Origin of the sequence: Ruminobacter amylophilus (genome assembly GCF_900115655.1) — a bacterium.
Classification (GTDB): Bacteria; Pseudomonadota; Gammaproteobacteria; order Enterobacterales; family Succinivibrionaceae; genus Ruminobacter; species Ruminobacter amylophilus.
The window spans coordinates 1-19,471 of sequence record NZ_FOXF01000034.1 but is presented as its reverse complement, the minus strand read 5'-3'; the positions used below and the strand labels follow the sequence as shown (position 1 = coordinate 19,471).

Below are 19,471 nucleotides of genomic sequence, written 5' to 3'. Positions count from 1 at the left end.
ACGGATATAAAATGTCAGAAAAGATTTCACCGAAATACAGAAAGTGGCTCATGTGGGGGCTCGGCATCGGCGGAGTAATGCTGGTGGTGGCCCTTACCGGACCTCAGGATAAAAAGACTGATTCACGCGGCGGGCGCGAGGTTAAACACGTGCTTACGGACTTTGACACCAGAAAGGTGGGGGTAGACAGTCTTGCAGCCAATATAAAGCTGCTGTATGCCGAACACAACAGCCTAAGCAGGGAACTCGGCGGTATCAGGCATCAGCTTGAGCTTCTGCGCCGAAACCCGGGACTAATCGGAGCTAACGGAGATTTCTCCTCCGGGGCGGGAGATCTTGCCGAAGAGGTGAGAAACATGAGAGAGGAGCTTAAACTCATTAAAACCCTTCTGCCTAAGGAAATGCAGTCTTTAAAGAAACAGCTTAAGGAGGAGGGAAGGAATACTGACGGCGCAGAATCCGGTGAACCGATATCCCGTAAGGAGTCAAAGGATCAGGTTCATGAAAAGCGGAATTCTCCTTCCGGAAAATACGGAGGCTCCTCCGCATCTGATGATACTGAATGTTTTAAGAAAAACAGTCCTGGAAGAGAACGGGAATTCCGCCGGGAAAACAGTGTCCTGCCGGGAACATCTTCTCCGGAAAGGCATATAAGAAGCGTATCCGACGCCCGATTTGCCGAACTTAGGAACCGGGGAACTCCGGATGAGAGAGGCTTAAGCAGACACCTAAAGGGTAACGGAGATCGCGGATACTACATTCCCGCGGGAAGCATATTAAGCGGAATTCTCCTTACGGGACTTGATGCTCCCACCAGGGAAAATGCCAGAACGGATCCTTTTCCGGTTCTTATAAACATCGACAGGGAGGCGATTCTGCCCAACAGTCGCTCATTTGATTTCAATGAATGCTTCGTTATTGCCGCAGGGTTCGGAGACATGAGTTCCGAAAGAGTTTATCTAAGAACCGAAACCCTTAACTGCGTGGCGGAATCAGGAAGGGTAATGGAAACTCCGTTAAACGGCTATGCCGCAGGTGAAGACGGCAAGGCCGGTATCAGGGGGCGTCTCGTTTCCAAGCAGGGGGTTCTCATAGCAAGATCCCTTACCGCAGGTTTTCTGGAAGGTCTTGCGGGGGCCTTTAACGTTACTCCGGTTCCCGTCATAAGCACCACGGGAGGTTCAGGCAGTGTGGATTATCAGAGCGTTTACAGCGGCAGGGCTCTTCAGGGGGCGGCCGTAAGCGGTTCATCCAAAGCTCTGGAGAGAGTTGCTTCCTTCTATCTGAAGCTTGCCGAGGAAATGTTTCCGGTGCTTGAGGTTGATGCGGCCCGCCGGGTGGATATTATTCTGACAAAAGGAATAAGTCTCGACTATGCCCTGAATGACTAGTTTAGAGTCTGAGTCAGTGTAACCATTCATCAGTGCTACGCCGGAAGTAAAAAGCTCCTGTCATATCTTTTTTGAAGACATTCTCTTATGCATCATAAATCAGATACCCGAACATTCATGCGGTTCCGTACCCTGTCCGTAAATCTGTCTCTCCTGCTCTTTATAGGCGGAACCGCAATTTCAGACGTCAGGGCCGCGGGAAATTCATTTCTCGAGGAATCCGAAAGGGGCTGGTTCTGGTACAAGGATCCGACCGAACCGTCGGATGAGGACTACTCCATGTCACCTGAAAACAGTGCGGACGGGGACATGAACCGTGAGGCGTCATCAGGAGGAATATCACCACAGCCATCTGCCGTATCCCGGAATTCCGAAGACGTACCGGAACAGAAATCAGGGGCAGATGTTCTTTCTGCCATTATGAGAGAAAAAGGCTACGCAGAGCTTGGAGAAGACAATATCGATGATGTCATTTCCGCTCTGCCGAGATCCGCTGACGGATATATAGGCTCGTCATCTCTTGGCGTAATTCTTCCGAAAACTCTTGAGATAGCCGTTGACCATCCGACATCAGTAAATGTCGAACGGTATTTTCAGCTTCAGCGGATGACCATGAACAAGAGCGAGAACTTCGCTGCCGCTGCGCGGAGCATTGTCATAGAGAGCCCTGAACTTGACGAAATGGGCGCAGTCGTAAAATCACTGAAACAGAGGGAGACGGAAGAACGCATGCAAAAGGAGAGCATGGATGAGACACTTCATGAACTGTCCGGAACCCTTACGCTTGTATACGTCTACAACGGCTCCTGTCCATTCTGCCGTCAGGGCGTGACTGAAATTAATTCTCTTGCGGATTCCGGATTCACCGTTGTGGGCATAAGTCTTGACGGAATCATTCTTGAGGATCTTCATGCCGTGAGAAACATTCATGCTCCCAGCATCGCCTCACTTTACGGCATAAAGTCGGTTCCGGTTCTTCTGGGTTTTTACCGGAATGATGAGGCAAAGGATCCGGTGGTGATTATGTCAAACGGCCTTCTCAGTCTCAGTGAGATAAGAAAACGTATGGTTTCTCTGAAAAAATAATCATGGATGCATCCGTTTTCGGATTATGGCGGTCATTACATTATCGGCGGATGTCTTTAGAAAATCATTTAGTACGTTTTTTCCAAAATCTGCATTATCTTCGCATTAAACATTAAAAATGTCGTAAGACAAACGGCTTCATGCCGACAGTTCATCCTGACAGTATGAGTGGTTATACCTTCAGAAAATACAGGTGCGGACGCTGTTAACCTGCAGGTACGGTTCTGTCTGTCAGAGAGTTCCGTACCTTTGAGAATTCATAATCTGAATCTCAGTGAAATGTAAATCTGCAATTTCATTTATGTGTAATGACGGATATCCGAAAAAGGACTCTGTCATATCCGCAGACGCTCCGACAGCGACGATTCTCTGTCCGTAAAGCCTGATGGAGGCTGTGAAGTTATTATCGAAAGAACTCTTAAAAGCGGTTATCTCATGATTGATGCCAACGGCAATCCGGTTGACGATAATCTTAACGACAGCTATGTTCCGGTAAGCAGCTGCATGGAGGAAGACATAAGAGACGGACTCAGAAAACTCAACTTCAATGAATCCCTTTATCTGTCATGCTACAGGGAACATAAAGCGGCCTGATCCTGAGCTGTGGAATGCGGACTTTCATTATGTCCGTGTTCACCTGCGGCTGCCAGCAGGCAAAAAAAATCCGGCTCTGAGCCGGATTTTCTGTGCTTATTTCGTTAATACGGTTATCTGACCGCAGAGGTATTCTCCGTCGCACTGACAGCGGTGTTTTCAGCAGGGCTGTTTTCGGTTGAACTGCCGGGAACGATTCCGGTTCCTGCAGGAGGCAGATCGTCCAGAATGTCATCCTTGCGGTATTCCTTTGAGTAAGGTCCGTTAAGAAGCGGATTTCTCTGTACGTTCTCGTCAGTACTGAACAGTGTGTAGCTGTTGCTCTTGGCGATTTCAAAACCCTGAGAAGTGGCTTCATTTACGATTTTCTTTACGAGTCCTGCAACCAGATCCCCGAGAATATTGCCGGTTCCGCCTGACTTGTTGTTGGTTGTGGCGGTACCTTCCCATAGAACACGACCGTTTGAGGTATCCCTGAGTACTGCGTTAACAGATACCTGAGTGTAGCTGTCCAGCACCATGTAATGGGTCTGATAGTCATTTACCGTAAGATACATGACCGCATCAGCCCCGAAAACCTCTTTAAGTCTTCTGACCGGAACGTTTCTGATTTCTTCAGCTTCGGTAAGCCCGTTGTATCTGAAGGTGTCGTTTACCATGGTTACGGGAAACACATAATATCCGGCTTCAGCCAGCGGCAGTACAGCCGAGGCCAGCACGGCGGGAGCGGCGTTGATGTCGGTTGACACCGAAGTAGGCATCAGAACGACAATCGAATGCGGATTGCTTTCCATAAAGGCGCTGTAATCCATGTTAGGCTGCTGTGCCGCACAGCCGAATAATCCGGTACACAGTATGGTTCCTGCAATAAGAGATGCTAATTTCACTGTCTGTACTCCTTAATCTGCCGGGAATCATCAGTCTGGACGGATGTTTTCTTTTCCGCCCCCTTACTTCCTGCTTTCTTTATCTGTCTGGCATGAGTCAGCAGAAAATCGATATAGTGGGCGGAGTCCGGGTAGGCGGATTTTTCCATTTCCAGATATTTAAGCGCTTCACCTTCATTGCCTGACTTTGACATCAGCATGGCATAATGGGCATAAGCTCCGGGAGCAACCTTTTTACCGCTTTCCTCCGCTTTTGCAAAGTAATCGGTCATAAGTTTCTGCTGTTCCAGAAAATCCGGTTCATCCCTCAGATAATAGTACATGGACACGGTGTATGAATCATCGTGACAGTACTGGTTTTCATGATTTACGCACCCTGAAAGAATCATTCCGGCAAGCAGAAGTGACCCCGTGAATTTTAATTTAAATTCCATCAGGTTCTCCTTATTCCGGTATCCATAAGCCGTCATCGATGGCTCTGGTGAGATTGTTTACGGCTTCGCGAATGGCCAGACTGAGTACTTTGCCGTTGAGAGTGGAATCATAGCCCGCGGTACTGCCGAAACCGAGCACGTCCCGGTTGGAGAGGGCGTATTCTCCGGCACCGGTTGATGAATAAACAACGGCTGAGGTCTGTACGTCAACAACATTGAGGTTCACGTTTGCATAGGCCACCTGTGTCTTGCCGTGACCGATGATGCCCCAGAGTTCCTGATCGCCTACGGTTTTTCTGCCGAATTCCACAATATCACCGGTAATGATGTAACGGGCACCGAGAATCTTCTGATTCTTCTTCGCAAGTCCGGATTCACGGGTCAGAGCGTTCATGTTGCTGCGGTCTAAAACCTGATAGCAGCCGGCCTGCTGGAGAGAGGTTACAAGTATTGTTTCAGACTGGGAACCGAGTCTGTCCACCCCGTCTGAAAAAATACCGTTCTGGTAGCTTGAGTGATTGGCAAACTGACCGATGGCAACGCTTACCTTCTTACCTGAAACAGAACGGGTAATGGAGACTTCTGCCTTTTCAGTCTGAATTGCATTGTGGGTTTCGGTGACACATCCGGTAAGGGATAATGCTACTGCTGCAACAGCAGATAATAAAAACTTCTTTTCCATTGCGGAATCCTCTTTCATAATTGAACTGATGTGATAACTTGTCACGGTTCAGATAAGATTCATACTTCAGGAATTAAATTCCACGACAGACTTAAAACGTCCACTTATAATTCATAATATACACGCTGTATTGAGTTATAAGAGCCAATTAGTCCGGCCCGGTGCCGTAAAAACAGAGAGTGATCACGAAACAGACTCCTTTAATCCGAATCGCTCTCCGGCCCTGTTGTATATGTTCTGAAGGTGTTTTCTAATTAATGAATCATGTCCGTGATACTTTAAACGAAAAGCGCATGACGTAAGGTCATGCGTCTTTCCTGATAATCCCGAAATAATTACATCACGGTGCTCTGAACGGCTGCGGGGAGAAGTTGCATTCCTCCGTCAGACAGTGTTGCACTCAGAACACTTTCGATGACCGTCGGAGTATTGTAAAGTCCTATTCCTCCGCCGATACCCACGGCAAATGCACTGATGCTCTGTCTGGCAACGCCGGCTACGATTCCCACCAGAATCATGCTGCCGCATACAACTCTGCCGAGTGTGCCCTGTATCCATTCCTTCAGCGTGTCCCATACGTCCGCAAATTCCTCGCCGCCGGTTCCCGCCACGGCTTCATCAAAACTCAGTACCGCGGCTGAAATTACGGTTAGAAATATGAATTTACGGAGCATTCGGTTCCTTTCGGCAGCTATGCCTCCCGGTTCCGAAATCCGGAATTTATCCGGCCCTCCATATGATAATGTACCGATATTCATGTTGTATTCCTTGTAGTTATAATTTTTCCGATGCTGATGATTTTTTCGTATTCTGTTTTCCGGGGGGTTCAATTTCACGGTACGGCATAACTCTGATATTTGTAACTTTTTCCGCTCCGTGTCCGCCACGTGAACTCACCGTGCCGTATGACGGAATTCCTACTCCCCAGGTACCGTTATGAAGATTGGTATATACTACTGATCTGTCATGAAGATTCTGTCTGTCATCCTCATACGGCGCGATAACCGTAATCATGATGTCGTCCCTGGTTCTGATAAAGGCCGGAGAAGGTTCATCCCGGGAATTCATTGAAGAGAATTCTCTATTTTCAGTGAGTTTAATCTCCGTGATTCCGTTTAGATTCCTGGATTCGGCAGTGGAGTCACCGTCAGAGCCTGTCCGGGCATTTCCGGTATCCGTATCCCCTGATGTTTCATCCTTAATGAGTCCGGTCCACATTCCGTACTGTTTCCTGTTCATGTAAACTTCTCTTGTGCCGTGACACTGAACTCCCCTGGGGAGACCGGAGCAGCCGTATTCCTCGCTGCCGATTCCAAGAGAACATCCTGAGGTCAGCAGGGCAGTGATAGTCAGTGACGATAGTGACAGACGGAAACTCACGCGAGACAGTTTCTGTACTGATAAGATTTGAATGACTGGCATTTATGTTTCTCCGTATGTGGTGGACGGGAGGAAGTATATGTGCCGGGGAGGACTGAATTACGGGTTAAATCCTTATTTCAAAGTTCAGATGCGGTTGGTCAGAACGAATGTTCAATTTAAATGACATCATTTCGGTTGTTTTTACGGTCAGTTTATAAGTACTGTATTTACAAAACCTGTGAAATTCTGAAATAATCGCATAAAATATGCGTTGTGTTGTTTATTTCGTGTTTTCGTGTTTCTGATGATCACGACATAATGAATAAAATTTATGTAATCTGTATTAAGAAAAAGGTATTTTTTTTTATGGCTGGCATATATACCAGATTTAAAGATTTGGGATGCGGACTGCTGATTGTTATTCCTTTGATTATGTGGCTTTTACCGTCTATCAGAGGATTTATGATTCTGATGCTGATTTACTGCTTCGCTGTCAGTTGCAGAGAGCTGTGGCGTCGCGGCGCGAACAACTCAACAGGAACCCGGCGTCAGAGATTAGGGATACGACATTCAGGTTTCGGCGTGCTGACAGACAGCTATGGAAACTCCCGTGATACCGTAGCGAAAATACAGCACAGCATGTTAAATATATCCGAAGCCGATGAAGAGATTCATGGAGCTCTGATGTGCCTTCTGGGATATGTGACGGTGGAAGGCCGGAAAACTGCTATGGAAGAAGAAGTGTTCGTGAATGCCGTCGTCAGCAGTTTTTTAGATGCTGATACCGAAAAACTCAGAGAGGCTTTTGCAAGAGGTAAAAGCTCCGACATCATTCCATACAGAGAGATCTATTTTCTGAAGAGAAGTTTAAACGGTGGTGAAGACCTGAATGTTGTATTAGGTTATCTCGCCCGTATTATTCAGGCTGACGGAAATGTATCTTCTGAGGAACTTTCCAGAATAAGAACCGTTGGCAAGTCATTCGGTTTGTATGAAGCGGAGATAGACAGGTTTTTTTACCTTGATGCGAATGCCCTCACGCCAGCCCCTGTGATTCGTACCCCGGCAGGTAATCACGTCGAAACCGGTAATTATGCTGAAACTGCCACCGGAACTTCCGAATACAGCTCCGGGACTCCTGTAGGCTATGGCAAGGCCATGAGAATTCTCGGACTTAAGCAGAAAAGCACTAATGAACAGATTAAGGCACGCTACAAACAGCTTATGCAGAAATATAATCTTCATGATTGCAGAAACGAAATGAGGCGTGTTGAATATATACGTAAAAGAGAACAATTAACAAAAGCTTATGAAGCCGTGAGAAAAAAGAGAGGCTTCTAGCGGAAGACGGTAAGCTCACTGTTCATCCGGACTTCAGGTGCCGGGGATACGGCACCATGCTTCTTAAGGAAATTGAAAGACGGTTTCCGCACAGAAGGCTGGAACTTTTTACTTCAGACAGTTGTGTATATGGAAAAAGAACCGCGCTGATGATGCTCTACCTGAAATAATGCCGGGGTGTTATTTCATCTCCGGTATGTCAAAAAAGGCGCAGTATCATAACTGCGCCTTCTTATCTTAACTGCTAGTCGGCTCCCGCCGGTTTCTGGTGGGTAAAGGAAGCTGCTCCTTCAAACATTTCCTTCATTTCGTGTCTTCTTCTGGCTCTGGTCGTGTCCCAGTTGTCCAGATTCTGGTTGAAGGCGGCTGCCTTATAGAACATCCAGTTCATATGCTGAACATTAGAGGTATCCCAGGCTCCAATCGGCTGATTGAATACCGCAGCGTTACCGAACATCGCTTCCATGTTTTCCACGTTTGATGTATCCCAGCCTCCGACAGGCTGATTAAAAGCCGCAGTGTCAAAGAACATGCCCTGCATGCTGCCGACTCTTGAGGTGTTCCACTTATCAATGGCTCCGTTGAATGACTGGGCGCCGCTGAACATCATGGCCATGTTGACGACTGCGGAAGTATCCCAGCTGTTGAGGTCCTGATTGAAGGATCTTGCTTCTCTGAACATCTGATACATGCTGGTGACGTTAGACGTGTTCCATCCGTCAAGCGGCTGATTGAACGATTTGGCGAAAAAGAACATCTGATCCATGGTTGACACCGCAGTGGTGTCCCAGCCGTCAAGCGGCTGATTGAAATTGACGGCCATGTTGAACATGTCCTTCATGTTGGTAACGGATGAGGTGTTCCACTCTCCGACAGGCTGATTGAAGCTGCGAGCGGCGCAGAACATGCCGGACATGTCCGTTACGTTTGAAGTATCCCAGTCCCCGATTGGCTGATTAAACATCTTGGCGCGATTGAACATCCATTTCATGTCCGTAACATTAGCGGTACTTTTGATGTTAACATATTCAAGCTGATCGAAATCACTGAAGGCGCATGCCAGGGATTTCACGTTCGGAGACAGTCTGATTTCAAATTCAATTCTTTTAAGAGGTGATATCTGGTTTGCTCTCCAGAAAGGATTGCTCTGGGTTCTGTCATCGTTGTAGATTGAAGACGGTTCGGCATCATTTACATTCTGACATCTGGTGAAATTGTAGTTGATGGTCAGAGTCTTGATTCTGTTTTTTCTTATTCTGTAAATGAGTTTCGGTGTGATATCGTATTTTGAGTTAAGAACAGGGTTCTCCGTATTGTCAATCTTCTCGTCTCCCTGATTCAGGTACGGCACGATTTTCGTTTTTCCCGGAGCAGAATACGCACTGTTCTGCGGAGCCGGCAGGTAGTCATCAGTGTTAATATATATGGACGTCAGAACCGAGAGCAGCAGAATAAGCAGGAGTACAGTCAGCACGTCAGATGATTTTATCGAGCCTCTGTTTTTCATTATCCATCCCCGTTAATATTATTGCACATCTACGATTTTACTAAATATCTCTGAACTAAAAGCTGCAATACGTCAAAGAAGAGCAACTTATATTGAATATTTGTCTAAATTTCTAATAAAATCATACCATTAGGCTTTATTTATACAAAAAAATAACAATATTAACCTTTGGAAAATACCGGTTCGGTCAGAAATTACCGTTTTGATTTTCTGAAAAGAATACTTGCCAAATAGTGTTTAATTTTTATACAATGTAAAAATTGAATCGGATAGAAAATCCGTGTTTTCTCCTGATTACGTGAAATCAGCGTCATGAAACACGGTTTTCAGCTGTTTTTGGTTTTAAAATTATCTAATAGGTTTTATGAAAATGTCTGCAGTTTATTTTGAATGCATCGGTAGGGGAGACAAGCGATCATGGCTGTCTGTCTCATACCTGCCGTCGTTGTTTCAGGAAAGCAGATACAGGGAGTAAAACCATAGGATTATTTAATTCTGATTACCCGAAGACCGCTTGTCCTGAAACCGGATAAGCGGTTTTTTTATATACGGTTCGTAAAAATCCGGCATCTGAGTAACCTGAAAAAACATGCAATGACGGCGCAGAGACGGGAAAGTATTTTAAATGCCGTCAGGTCCGGGGCAGAGATTTTTAGTTATCTGAGCTTCCGGGATGATTTAAGGGAAAGTAAAAAAATGTTTGAAATTAAAGGAAAAAAGAATACTGCAGTCTGTTTTGCTTCCCTTGTGGAAAGCGAAGCAATTGAACAGATTCGCAGAATGTGCGATTACGATTTTACCGAAGGTTCCAGAATATGCATCATGCCTGATGTTCATGCCGGCAAAGGATGCACCATCGGCACTACCATGACCGTGACCGATAAGGCTGTGCCTAATGTCGTCGGAGTCGATATCGGATGCGGAATGTACACCGTTAATCTCGGAAAAACCGCAATTGATTTTGAGAAATTCGATGAAGCGGCTCATAAGCTTCCCTCAGGAACCATGGTATGGGAAGGCAGAAGGGAACACTTCGATCTCACCGGCCTGCGCTGCTACAGAAGTATCAAGAACTCATCCAGAATTGAAAAAAGTCTTGGAACACTCGGTGGCGGTAATCACTTCATTGAGATCGACGAGGCCTCAGACGGAACCAGGTATCTGGTGATTCACAGCGGAAGCCGTAACCTGGGAAAGCAGGTTGCCGAAATCTATCAGAGTCAGGCGATAGAACAGCATAAAGGTGATACTGATTACTTCGCGGAGAGAGAAAGAATCATCAGAAGTTACAAGGAACAGGGACGGCGCAGGGAAATTGCCGCGGTCCTGCGTAAAATGGACGCTCAGAGAAGAAAACTGATTCCTGACATGCCGGAGGACCTCTGCTATGTAAGCGGTCAGTGTTTTGATGATTATATTCATGACGTGGAGATCTGTCAGCGCTTTGCAGCCAGAAACAGGGAAATCATGGCTGAGGTCCTTCTGAAGCTTACCGGACTTACCGCGGGTGAAGCCTTCCATACGATTCATAATTACATCGATACCGATGAGATGATTCTGAGAAAGGGAGCTATTGCTGCCCACAAGGGAGAAAAGGTACTGATTCCCATCAACATGAGAGACGGAAGCGTTCTGGCTGTGGGAAAGGGAAATCCTGACTGGAACTTCTCCGCTCCTCACGGCGCCGGAAGAGTTTTTTCAAGATCCAGGGCTAAAGCCACTCTGTCCATGGAGGAATATCTTGAATGCATGAAGGACGTCTATACGACCTCCGTAAATCCGAGAACTCTGGATGAGGCTCCAATGGCCTACAAATCTCTTGGCGACATCATTGATGTCATAAGAGAATCCGTTGATGTTATTGACATTATGAAGCCTGTATATAATTTCAAGGCCTCCGACTAGTGTCGGGCTCCGGTTTTATCCTTAAAACCGGAGCTTGTTTCAGTTTTCTGAAAATATTATAATGGACAAACTTGTAACATTGGTGGTTTTATTAAGTGTAATTATTTTATGACAAACGGATTTTATTCAAAAAAAGGTTTCAGTCGCCAGCACGGCTTTCTTGAGTTCTACAGAAATCACAAAGCGGTTTCCATCGCTGTTTTTGCACTTATTCTGGTTGTAGGGCCGTGGATCATTCATGTAATCAATAATCCTGAAGAATATGCGGCATCCGTAGCCAGAGCGAAAGCCCGGCATGAACTTGAAGTAAAGAACAGAACGTCGGCAACACCTGTCACGAAGACAGAACCTGCTGCCAGAAAAGCGGCAAAAGGTGATGAGGTATCTGTTACCGATACTGAAGTTCCCGAAGTCAGAAAAGACTGATACCGGTCTGCATGCTGTTCAGAAAGAGCTTTACTGAAGCTGTCATCCGGAACCGTATCAGCACTTTTTTAATCGAAAGCATCTGTAATATTCAGATGCTTTTTTATTTGAAAGTCTGGAATTATATTATGTCGAAAATCAAACTGAAAATGCTGAACTGATAATGTCAGCTGCGACAGGATGAATTACCGCCTCACCGGTTCAGCTTAAAAGTCATGTTGCATCTAACATTCTGGATCTGATTATTTCTGAATATTTACACTATTTATGTGTGGAAATTAACAGTATAAACGACAAATTAACTAAAAAAATTCAAAATTTCATATAATCATTTCACTTAATAATACAGTATCTTCCGCTGTTACAGGAGAATTGTTTTATACAGAATAATCTTCTCAGATATATTCAGCGGAGTTACACCGCATACTTTTGTTTCAATCATCAGCAGTTATATGGAGTGCATATGGAATATCAAGTTCTTTACCAGAATACCTTCCCGATTCTTGAGGTAAAACTGGAATCAGGAGAAAAAATCAACTGTGAAAGAGGATCAATGATCGCAATGACCCAGGGACTTGAATTAAAAGGTGACGTTAAAGGCGGTATAGTTAGCGGTTTAATCAGAAAATTCCTGACAAATGAAAGTTTTTTCACTCAGAATATTACTGCCACTAAAGGAGCCGGTACCGCAGATATAGGTGCAAGCATTCCTGGAACAATCGTTCCATTGGAAATAACTCCGGGAGCCAATATGATTGTCCAGAAAGGAGGATACCTTGCCAGTACTGAAGGTATTGAAATCAGCACTAAAATGCAGGGGCTTATCAAGGGTGTTACCTCCAAGGAAGGATTTTTTCTGATCAGACTTTCCGGTTCAGGCACTGCATTTATCAATGCGCTGGGTGCGGCAAAACGTTATGATCTCCAGCCCGGAGAGGAACTTGTGGTGGATAACGGTCATCTTCTGGCATGGGATGAAAACATGAAATATGTTATGACCAAATCTTCCACCATTATTTCAAGCTTAACATCCGGAGAAGGTCTGGTATGTAAATTCACCGGTCCGGGAACTTTATATATTCATACTATAAAGTACGACAGTGCTGCATCAACCACCAAAGGTATACTGGGTCTGTTCATGCAATAATCTGATTCACTGCAGTTTCAAATCAGGTAAAAGGTCGGAAAAGGCAGCATCAGAACTGAATGTTATGCCATGTTTATGGCATAACATTGTTTAAAGTACCGTTTCAAAGACTCTTAATCTTTACACTATTCTAATGCAGTATTTCTTCAGAAATCCGCTGACTGATAATGCGTCTTCAGGAAAATACTTCAGAGTATCAGTTCCAGGAGAGTTGAATTTCATAAAGGCAGACAGTTTCTCTATGTAACTGATTCCTATCGGAGATTCAAATGCTGATGACAGTGTAACTGTCGGAAGTCTGCTCTGACATGATGCATCAGAATGTATGAATTCATCCATAATCTCATGAATATTTCCGGTGAGCCCGGGTTTTATGATAAGAGTGTCTCTACTGCTGAATGAACTGAGCAGCTCAGGCTTGAATTCTTTGCCTTCCTGAACGTATTCCTTCATCATTTTTCTGAAAAGTTCATCATATGCTATTGGAATGTCTGGATGCTTTCTGCGTAACATGGCAACGTCATTACACGGATCTTCAATATATTTAAGGTGACTGCCGGAGATATGATAATAATCCGCTACTGATTCAGATGTCTGAGACAGATTTGCGTCCAGAATCAGACGTACATTGATTCCTTCTGCATCAGCCATGTCCGTCATCCTCTGTATCATTGTCAGTTCCTGGTCTCTGGAATGGATACCGATTTTAAGCTTTACGTCAGTATCCGTCGTAGTGCCGTCAGAGCTCAGTCTGTCAAGAAAACGTCTGTAGAGATTAAGTGATTCGTCCGGAGTTCCAAGAATAAAATGATAATGGGATTTTGGTAAAATGCCGTTTAAAGGGTGTGCCAGCATCCACAGTGCAAACTGAACGGAAGGGCATCTGATTTCGTATTTACCGGAGAAAAATGAAAGAAGGTCGTCAGGTGATTTTTCTGAATGTCTGAATTCTTCTTTAAGTATGTTTCTCAGGGCGATGATCTCAGAATAAGCTTCATCTGCCGTTTCTTCAGAAAATTCAGGCAGGGGGCTTATTTCAGCAAAATTATTATGGTATTCGATGATAAAACCGCAGCGCTCAGTCAGAGTTCCTCTCTGGAGCTTCAGTTCTTTCTGTAATGGAATTCTGAATCTGTAGATATTCATTGGCCGGACAGCTGCAGTTTATTCATATAACTATTCAGATTCCGGTGAATGACCGGAATCTGCCAGGGTCTGTCATAAAGACATTAAAGATTAAGGATTACGCTTGAACTTGGAGAAGTCCGGTTTCCTCTTTTCGTTGAATGCGTTTCTGCCTTCCTGACCTTCTTCAGTCATGTAGAAGAGCATGGTTGCGTCACCTGCAAGTTCCTGCAGACCGGTCTGTCCGTCACAGTCAGCGTTGAGAGCAGCCTTCATGCATCTTAAGGCGATAGGGCTGTGGCAGAGCATTTCACGGCACCACGCAACGGTTTCCTTTTCCAGATCCTTTAATGGAACAACTGTATTTACAAGTCCCATTTCAAGAGCTTCCTCAGCGTTATACTGACGGCAGAGGAACCAGATTTCACGGGCTTTCTTCTGACCTACGATACGTGCCATGTAAGAGGCACCGAAACCGCCGTCGAATGATCCAACCTTCGGACCGGTCTGGCCGAATACGGCATTGTCGGCAGCTATGGTCAGGTCACATACAAGGTGAAGTACGTGACCACCGCCGATGGCATAGCCGGCCACCATGGCAACAACAGGCTTCGGACAGGTTCTGATCTGTCTCTGAAGATCAAGTACGTTCAGATGATGAACACCGCTGTCGTCCTTGTATCCGCCGTAGTCACCGCGAATCTTCTGATCTCCGCCGGAGCAGAAAGCAAGATCACCGGCACCGGTAAAAATAATTACGCCGATGTCCGCATCGAAACGGGCGTCAGCAAGTGCGCGTTCCATTTCCATGACGGTCTTTGGTCTGAAAGCATTACGTACGCGGGGGCGGTTAATGGTAATCTTGGCAATACCGTCAGCAGATTTATGATACAGAATGTCTTCAAACATGAAATTCTGGGTTAAATCGTTCCATTCTACAGGAGCATATAATGTAGGATCGTTCTTTTTCATAGTGTATTTCATTACGCAGACTACCGCGTAAAGCCCTTGATATAAGTAAAACAGTAAATGTTTGAATCTCGTTTTTTCATGCTGTAAAGATACAAAAAAGACACATGAGTGTCAAGAAAGAGGAACGGCATGTACCGACTGATATCGGTATAAGCACCAAGTAATTATTTATCGAATATTAATTTATACATGCCGTTCTGCATAATGATAAATCCTCATCATTGATTTGCTCTTCATTGCCGTTAGTGGAACTTTTGAAAAAGTGATTGTCCCGAAAATATAGCTGAATTTCCCAGAAAGTCGATGTTTTGGTATACTGTGGTCATTTATGATTAACAGATGATTTGGCGACGGATTTTAACTTAGATCTGTCTTTTTAAACGGATTTTTTATGGCTACATCTTACGGTACAACATGGTGGGGAAAGGAATGGCTTGCATCCCTGACTAAAATCGATAATGCCAACCGGATTCCCCGCGGAAAAACTTATGCCAATACCGGTAAGGTATTGGATCTCACTATTACTGAAAATGTTATTTCCGCAAAGGTTAAAGGTCACTATGCTTCATCCTACAGGATTACTATTACGGTTCCTCAGGTATCTGCCAATGACATGGAAAAACTGATGGATCTCATTATGACGAAGCCGAATATTATGGCTTCTCTGTCAAATAGAATACTTGATCCTGATCTTCTTGATATTGCTTCGTCTCTTGATATCAGTATATTCCCGAGACAGTGGCGAGATCTGGAAATGAATTGCAACTGTCCTGATTTTGCCGTGCCGTGCAAACATATTGCCGCTGTTATATACATGATGAGCATGGAGATTGACCGGGATCCCTTTGTACTTTTCAGAATGCGCGGTATAGATTTGCTCAAGGAACTTAAGAACCGCAAGATTAATCTGGATAGGGCTATGGAGGTCAGTGTTCCTAAATGGAACGAGATATCCGGATTTTCCGGCCATGATGATAAGCGACATGAATGTGAATCTGAATCTGGACTGCCGACAGATGAAGAAACTGATGATGAAAACTGCAGCACCGGTTTCCTGGAGGATACTTCCGGAAACAGTGAGGAGGAAAACCGTCTTCTGAGTATGCTGGACAGGCTTTCCTTTGAACCGGTACCGAATCTTTTCGAAGATCTTATGAAGCTGCTGCCGGAAAGTCCTGCTGGTTATGTTTTCGGAAATTTCAGAAGTAAATACGGCAAACTGCTTCAAAAAGCCGCTAAAAAAGCCAAAGCCGTATTAAAAAATACGGATATAGGCGAAGATGCTTTCAGGCATCTTCGTCCAGGAGTAAATGTTTTTCCGGAAATCACTGAGAAAAATGAAAACGTGGTTACGGCCGGCAGTCTGATTTCTAGTTATACCGTCAATAAAACGGTTTTAAAAAGATGGAGTAAAAAACGTCAAAGCTACGCTGATGAGTATGTAAATCCCGTTCAGAAAAAAGGCATGGATGCCGTTAATGCGGTCATGGCATACACCGGTTGCGGTATTCTGGTAAATCACGATATCACTGACAGAGTATCCGGACTTCCGGGAATACCTGGTTCGGAAGTGATTAGCTCCTGCTATTCTACTGAGGAGGAAATCTGCCTCAGACTTTACTATATTGCCCTCAAGCTGGTGGTTTCAGGTGCGATTATTCCTCAGATTATAAGGTTTGAGCCGGAATACGGTCTGATGATTAAACAGTTAAGACTTATAAAAGATGAGTCTTCCGATGCTGTATCCTGCCGTTGGATTCCGGCACTGCTTTCTCCTGATGTCAGAGCTTTATGTACCAGGACCGGTAATATCCTGAAGGGCTTTTCCAGAAAAATAGTGGCCGTAGAGGGAGATGCGGAACCGTCAGCACTTTTTATCGGAACCACAGCCATCGGCTACTTTGTTTCGAATATCATTCAGGACACCTATTTTGATGAGTACGATAAAACCTACTCGGATGATATTGTATTTGATCTTCTTTTTGATACTCCCGGTGCCGCTATTGCCTATAACGGTCTGCTTCCTGAATACACCAGTTTGGAAAAATGGCTGGTTTCCTTCCATCTGCTTGACGGGGATATGGTTCCGCTTATTTCGATTACTGAATCTTCTGCCGGTGAAAACACGGCGGAGCACGGCTCTGCCAAAGCCGAAGGGACATCAGCCGAAATGGCGGATGATGCGGTAAATGTTTATTTTTCTCTGAGTTTAAGTTCCAAAAGTCTTGGAAATGAGGCTGTTCCTCTTGCCAGAGTGCTGGCGAACCCAGCCGATCCATGTTATTTTGATGTTCTGAAGCTTTCAGGAAAGCTAACATTCTGCTGTCCTGCACTGAATACTCTGCTTAATACCGGTAAGGATAGAATAAAACTTTCCATAAAGGAGCTGGAAGAACTTCTTATCAGCTCTCTTCCTCTTTTAAAGATCATCGGCTGCCGGATTGTCATGCCGAAAAGCATGCAGAAACTTCTTAAACCGGCAGTGAAGATGAAGATCTCCTCGTCAGGGATGCCGGGTGGAAGCTTAAGCTTTATCAATCTTAAAAAGATACTGTCCTATGACTGGGAGTATACGGCAGGGGATCTGGAGCTTTCACCGGACGATTTTGCCGGGCTTGTCGACAATGCCGAAAAACTTGTTCGTTTCAAGGGGCGGTACCTTTATTTTACCGCTGATGATGTTAAGAATCTCCTTAAGCAGAAGAAACAGACGGAAAAGGCTGTTTCCGGCAATGCACTGGTGCTGGCCGCCATTACCGGAAGTTTTTCCGGAATAGATGTGCTCCTTGATGATACTGCCACCGCTACTCTTAACGGACTGTTCAGACGCAGGAATATCGAAGTGCCTGCCACGGTTAAGGCAGAACTGCGTCCTTATCAGGTAAGCGGTTTCAGCTGGCTTTACAACAACGCCATGCTGGGCATAGGCTCCATCATCGCCGACGATATGGGGCTCGGTAAGACACTGCAGGTTATTACCGTTCTGGAGTCGATGCGTCTTGCCGGAGAATTTAATAAAGCAAGAGCGCTGGTGGTGGTTCCGAAAACACTGCTTATCAACTGGCAGAAGGAAATAACCAAATTTGCTCCGGAACTTAAGTATTCCGTAGTATACGGTCCCGGAGCGGAGATTCCTGAGAAAGGGCATGTGGTTATCACTACGTACGGTAAACTCAGATCTGCAACGGAGCTTTTTGCCTCAATGAAAATCAGAATACTGATTATTGATGAAGCTCAGAACATCAAGAATGCCTCCACTACTACCAGAAAAGCAGTATGCTCTCTGAAATCAGACGGCTTTATCGCCATGTCCGGCACACCGGTGGAAAACAGACTGCTGGAATACTGGTCAATTATGGATTTTGCCAATCCGGGGCTTCTCGGCAGCATGTCATCATTTAACAAGGCATATGCCGTGCCGATTGAACGGGAGAAGAATCTTAAATCTCTGGAGCAGTTTAAACGTCTTACCTCTCCGTTTATCATGCGTCGAATGAAAACAGATAAATCCATAATAAGCGATCTGCCTGAGAAAATAGTTACCGAGCAGTACTGTTCTCTGACAGTCGAACAGAAGGTGCTTTATGAGTCAGTCGTGAATAATGCCGTTTCCATTTTGGAAAAGGGAGATTCTGAAGGCAGTGATTTCCAGAAGCAGCGACGGGGAATCATTCTGTCTATGATTACCGCTCTCAAGCAGATCTGTAATGCTCCGCACTGCTATGACACTACAGCTCCCTCTGAATGGGAGACCTCCGGCAAGGCGGGGACTCTTCTAGAACTGGTATCATCCCTCAGGGATGCCGGCAGAAAGACCATTATTTTTACGCAGTATACCTCTACCGGAGAGCTTATTGCCTCATGGTTTAAGGATAAGATGAATATTGACGCTGATTTTCTGCACGGCAGCATTTCCCTTAAGGAACGCGAACGGATGGTCAGTGTATTTCAGACCGACCGTCACCGTCCTGTGCTGATTCTTTCCCTGAAGGCTGCCGGTACCGGTCTTAACATAACTGCCGCATCCGCCGTGATTCATTATGATCTGTGGTGGAATCCGGCAGTAGAGAATCAGGCGACAGACCGAGCCTTCCGTATCGGGCAGAAAAATAACGTCAATGTCTATCGTTTTATCTGTGAAGGCACCTTTGAAGAAAAAATCGATGAAATGATTCGAGCCAAGAGGGAACTTGCCGATCTTACGGTAGAGTCCGGGGAAAAATGGATTACTGAAATGTCCATTGGTGAAATCAAAGATTTGTTTAAGCTTTCAAAAAGCATTGATGCCGGTGATGACTGATGCGGATATCTGAAACTCCATGAAAGTGAAGACGTTTATTTTTAAGGATTGCCGTTTTTAACCGGAGAGCCGGAGTCTGTTCTCCGGTTGTTCCGTGTGCTGGGCATTTTTTATATCTATAGCACGAAATTTAGACATTCGGAATAAAAATTCAGAAAAATAGACTCCGTACGGATAAAAAATTTAAATTTTTTGTTAAAGTGCCTTATTGGAGTGCCCCCATAAGTTGAACAAATAAAACTTATGCTTATTCTAAGGCTGAATTTCTTACTTCACAAGGAGTTCGGCCTTTTAATTTTTTCTGTATTCTAT

Annotated in this window: 16 protein-coding genes and 1 pseudogene; 9 read left to right on the top strand and 8 right to left on the bottom strand. The window is 45.0% G+C overall.

From position 1 onward, the window contains the following. Positions 1 to 11: 11 nt before the first annotated feature. The 3 genes from BMY80_RS12760 to BMY80_RS12245 all read left to right on the top strand — a co-directional run bounded on the left by BMY80_RS12760 (position 12) and on the right by BMY80_RS12245 (position 3,071). Positions 12 to 1,391: a TraB/VirB10 family protein gene (locus BMY80_RS12760; RefSeq protein WP_342741919.1), complete on the top strand. Its 1,380-nt coding sequence runs from the start codon at positions 12 to 14 to the stop codon at positions 1,389 to 1,391. Positions 1,392 to 1,478: 87 nt separating this feature from the next. After that, positions 1,479 to 2,477, top strand: coding sequence for a conjugal transfer protein TraF (gene traF, locus BMY80_RS08405; RefSeq protein ID WP_093142750.1), 999 nt, complete (start codon positions 1,479 to 1,481; stop codon positions 2,475 to 2,477). A gap of 435 nt (positions 2,478 to 2,912) precedes the next feature. After that, the gene (locus BMY80_RS12245) at positions 2,913 to 3,071 is read left to right on the top strand and encodes a hypothetical protein (RefSeq protein ID WP_177178542.1); all 159 of its coding nucleotides are present in this window, start codon (positions 2,913 to 2,915) and stop codon (positions 3,069 to 3,071) included. A gap of 113 nt (positions 3,072 to 3,184) precedes the next feature. On the opposite strand, the gene BMY80_RS08400 is transcribed toward BMY80_RS12245, so the two are convergent. From BMY80_RS08400 to traV, 5 genes are all read right to left on the bottom strand, one after another. Beyond that, positions 3,185 to 3,958, bottom strand: a complete 774-nt coding sequence (locus BMY80_RS08400; RefSeq protein WP_218140344.1) for a DUF799 domain-containing protein — start codon at positions 3,956 to 3,958, stop codon at positions 3,185 to 3,187. Next, a complete protein-coding gene (locus BMY80_RS08395; RefSeq protein ID WP_177178541.1) occupies positions 3,955 to 4,392 on the bottom strand; it encodes a DUF4810 domain-containing protein in 438 nt (145 codons plus the stop codon). The genes BMY80_RS08400 and BMY80_RS08395 overlap by 4 nt, the downstream gene beginning before the upstream one ends. Positions 4,393 to 4,402: 10 nt before the next feature. Beyond that, a complete protein-coding gene (locus BMY80_RS08390) occupies positions 4,403 to 5,074 on the bottom strand; it encodes a CsgG/HfaB family protein (protein WP_093142745.1) in 672 nt (223 codons plus the stop codon). Positions 5,075 to 5,409: 335 nt separating this feature from the next. Further along, positions 5,410 to 5,748, bottom strand: coding sequence for a TraA family conjugative transfer protein (traA, locus tag BMY80_RS08385; protein ID WP_093142769.1), 339 nt, complete (start codon positions 5,746 to 5,748; stop codon positions 5,410 to 5,412). Between the two features lie 100 nt (positions 5,749 to 5,848). Beyond that, on the bottom strand, positions 5,849 to 6,496 hold the full coding sequence (gene traV, locus BMY80_RS08380) for a type IV conjugative transfer system lipoprotein TraV (RefSeq protein ID WP_093142742.1): 648 nt from the start codon (positions 6,494 to 6,496) through the stop codon (positions 5,849 to 5,851). 306 nt (positions 6,497 to 6,802) lie between these two features. Between traV and BMY80_RS08375 the strand changes: the two genes are divergently transcribed. Both BMY80_RS08375 and BMY80_RS12830 read left to right on the top strand, forming a co-directional pair. Then, positions 6,803 to 7,777, top strand: a complete 975-nt coding sequence (locus tag BMY80_RS08375; RefSeq protein ID WP_177178540.1) for a TerB family tellurite resistance protein — start codon at positions 6,803 to 6,805, stop codon at positions 7,775 to 7,777. Positions 7,778 to 7,797: 20 nt separating this feature from the next. Then, positions 7,798 to 7,947 (top strand): annotated as a pseudogene (locus BMY80_RS12830) (GNAT family N-acetyltransferase); the annotation flags it as partial. Positions 7,948 to 8,021: 74 nt separating this feature from the next. Here the strand turns inward: BMY80_RS12830 and BMY80_RS08365 are convergent. Further along, on the bottom strand, positions 8,022 to 9,284 hold the full coding sequence (locus BMY80_RS08365) for a BspA family leucine-rich repeat surface protein (protein ID WP_093142737.1): 1,263 nt from the start codon (positions 9,282 to 9,284) through the stop codon (positions 8,022 to 8,024). Positions 9,285 to 9,980: 696 nt separating this feature from the next. On the opposite strand from BMY80_RS08365, the gene BMY80_RS08360 reads away from it, so the two are divergent. The 3 genes from BMY80_RS08360 (at position 9,981) to BMY80_RS08350 (ending at position 12,762) form a co-directional block, all read left to right on the top strand. Further along, complete coding sequence (locus tag BMY80_RS08360; protein WP_093142734.1) at positions 9,981 to 11,189, top strand: RtcB family protein; 1,209 nt, start codon at positions 9,981 to 9,983, stop codon at positions 11,187 to 11,189. A gap of 108 nt (positions 11,190 to 11,297) precedes the next feature. Beyond that, positions 11,298 to 11,615: a hypothetical protein gene (locus BMY80_RS08355; RefSeq protein WP_093142732.1), complete on the top strand. Its 318-nt coding sequence runs from the start codon at positions 11,298 to 11,300 to the stop codon at positions 11,613 to 11,615. Positions 11,616 to 12,078: 463 nt separating this feature from the next. Next, positions 12,079 to 12,762: a TIGR00266 family protein gene (locus BMY80_RS08350; protein WP_093142729.1), complete on the top strand. Its 684-nt coding sequence runs from the start codon at positions 12,079 to 12,081 to the stop codon at positions 12,760 to 12,762. 120 nt (positions 12,763 to 12,882) lie between these two features. On the opposite strand, the gene BMY80_RS08345 is transcribed toward BMY80_RS08350, so the two are convergent. Beyond that, positions 12,883 to 13,908, bottom strand: coding sequence for a hypothetical protein (locus BMY80_RS08345; RefSeq protein WP_093142727.1), 1,026 nt, complete (start codon positions 13,906 to 13,908; stop codon positions 12,883 to 12,885). Between the two features lie 90 nt (positions 13,909 to 13,998). Beyond that, entirely contained in the window at positions 13,999 to 14,859 is an 861-nt protein-coding gene (menB, locus tag BMY80_RS08340; RefSeq protein WP_031579450.1) for a 1,4-dihydroxy-2-naphthoyl-CoA synthase, read from the bottom strand. Between the two features lie 391 nt (positions 14,860 to 15,250). Between menB and BMY80_RS08335 the strand changes: the two genes are divergently transcribed. After that, the gene (locus BMY80_RS08335; RefSeq protein ID WP_093142724.1) at positions 15,251 to 19,159 is read left to right on the top strand and encodes an SNF2-related protein; all 3,909 of its coding nucleotides are present in this window, start codon (positions 15,251 to 15,253) and stop codon (positions 19,157 to 19,159) included. The last annotated feature ends 312 nt before the right edge of the window (positions 19,160 to 19,471 follow it).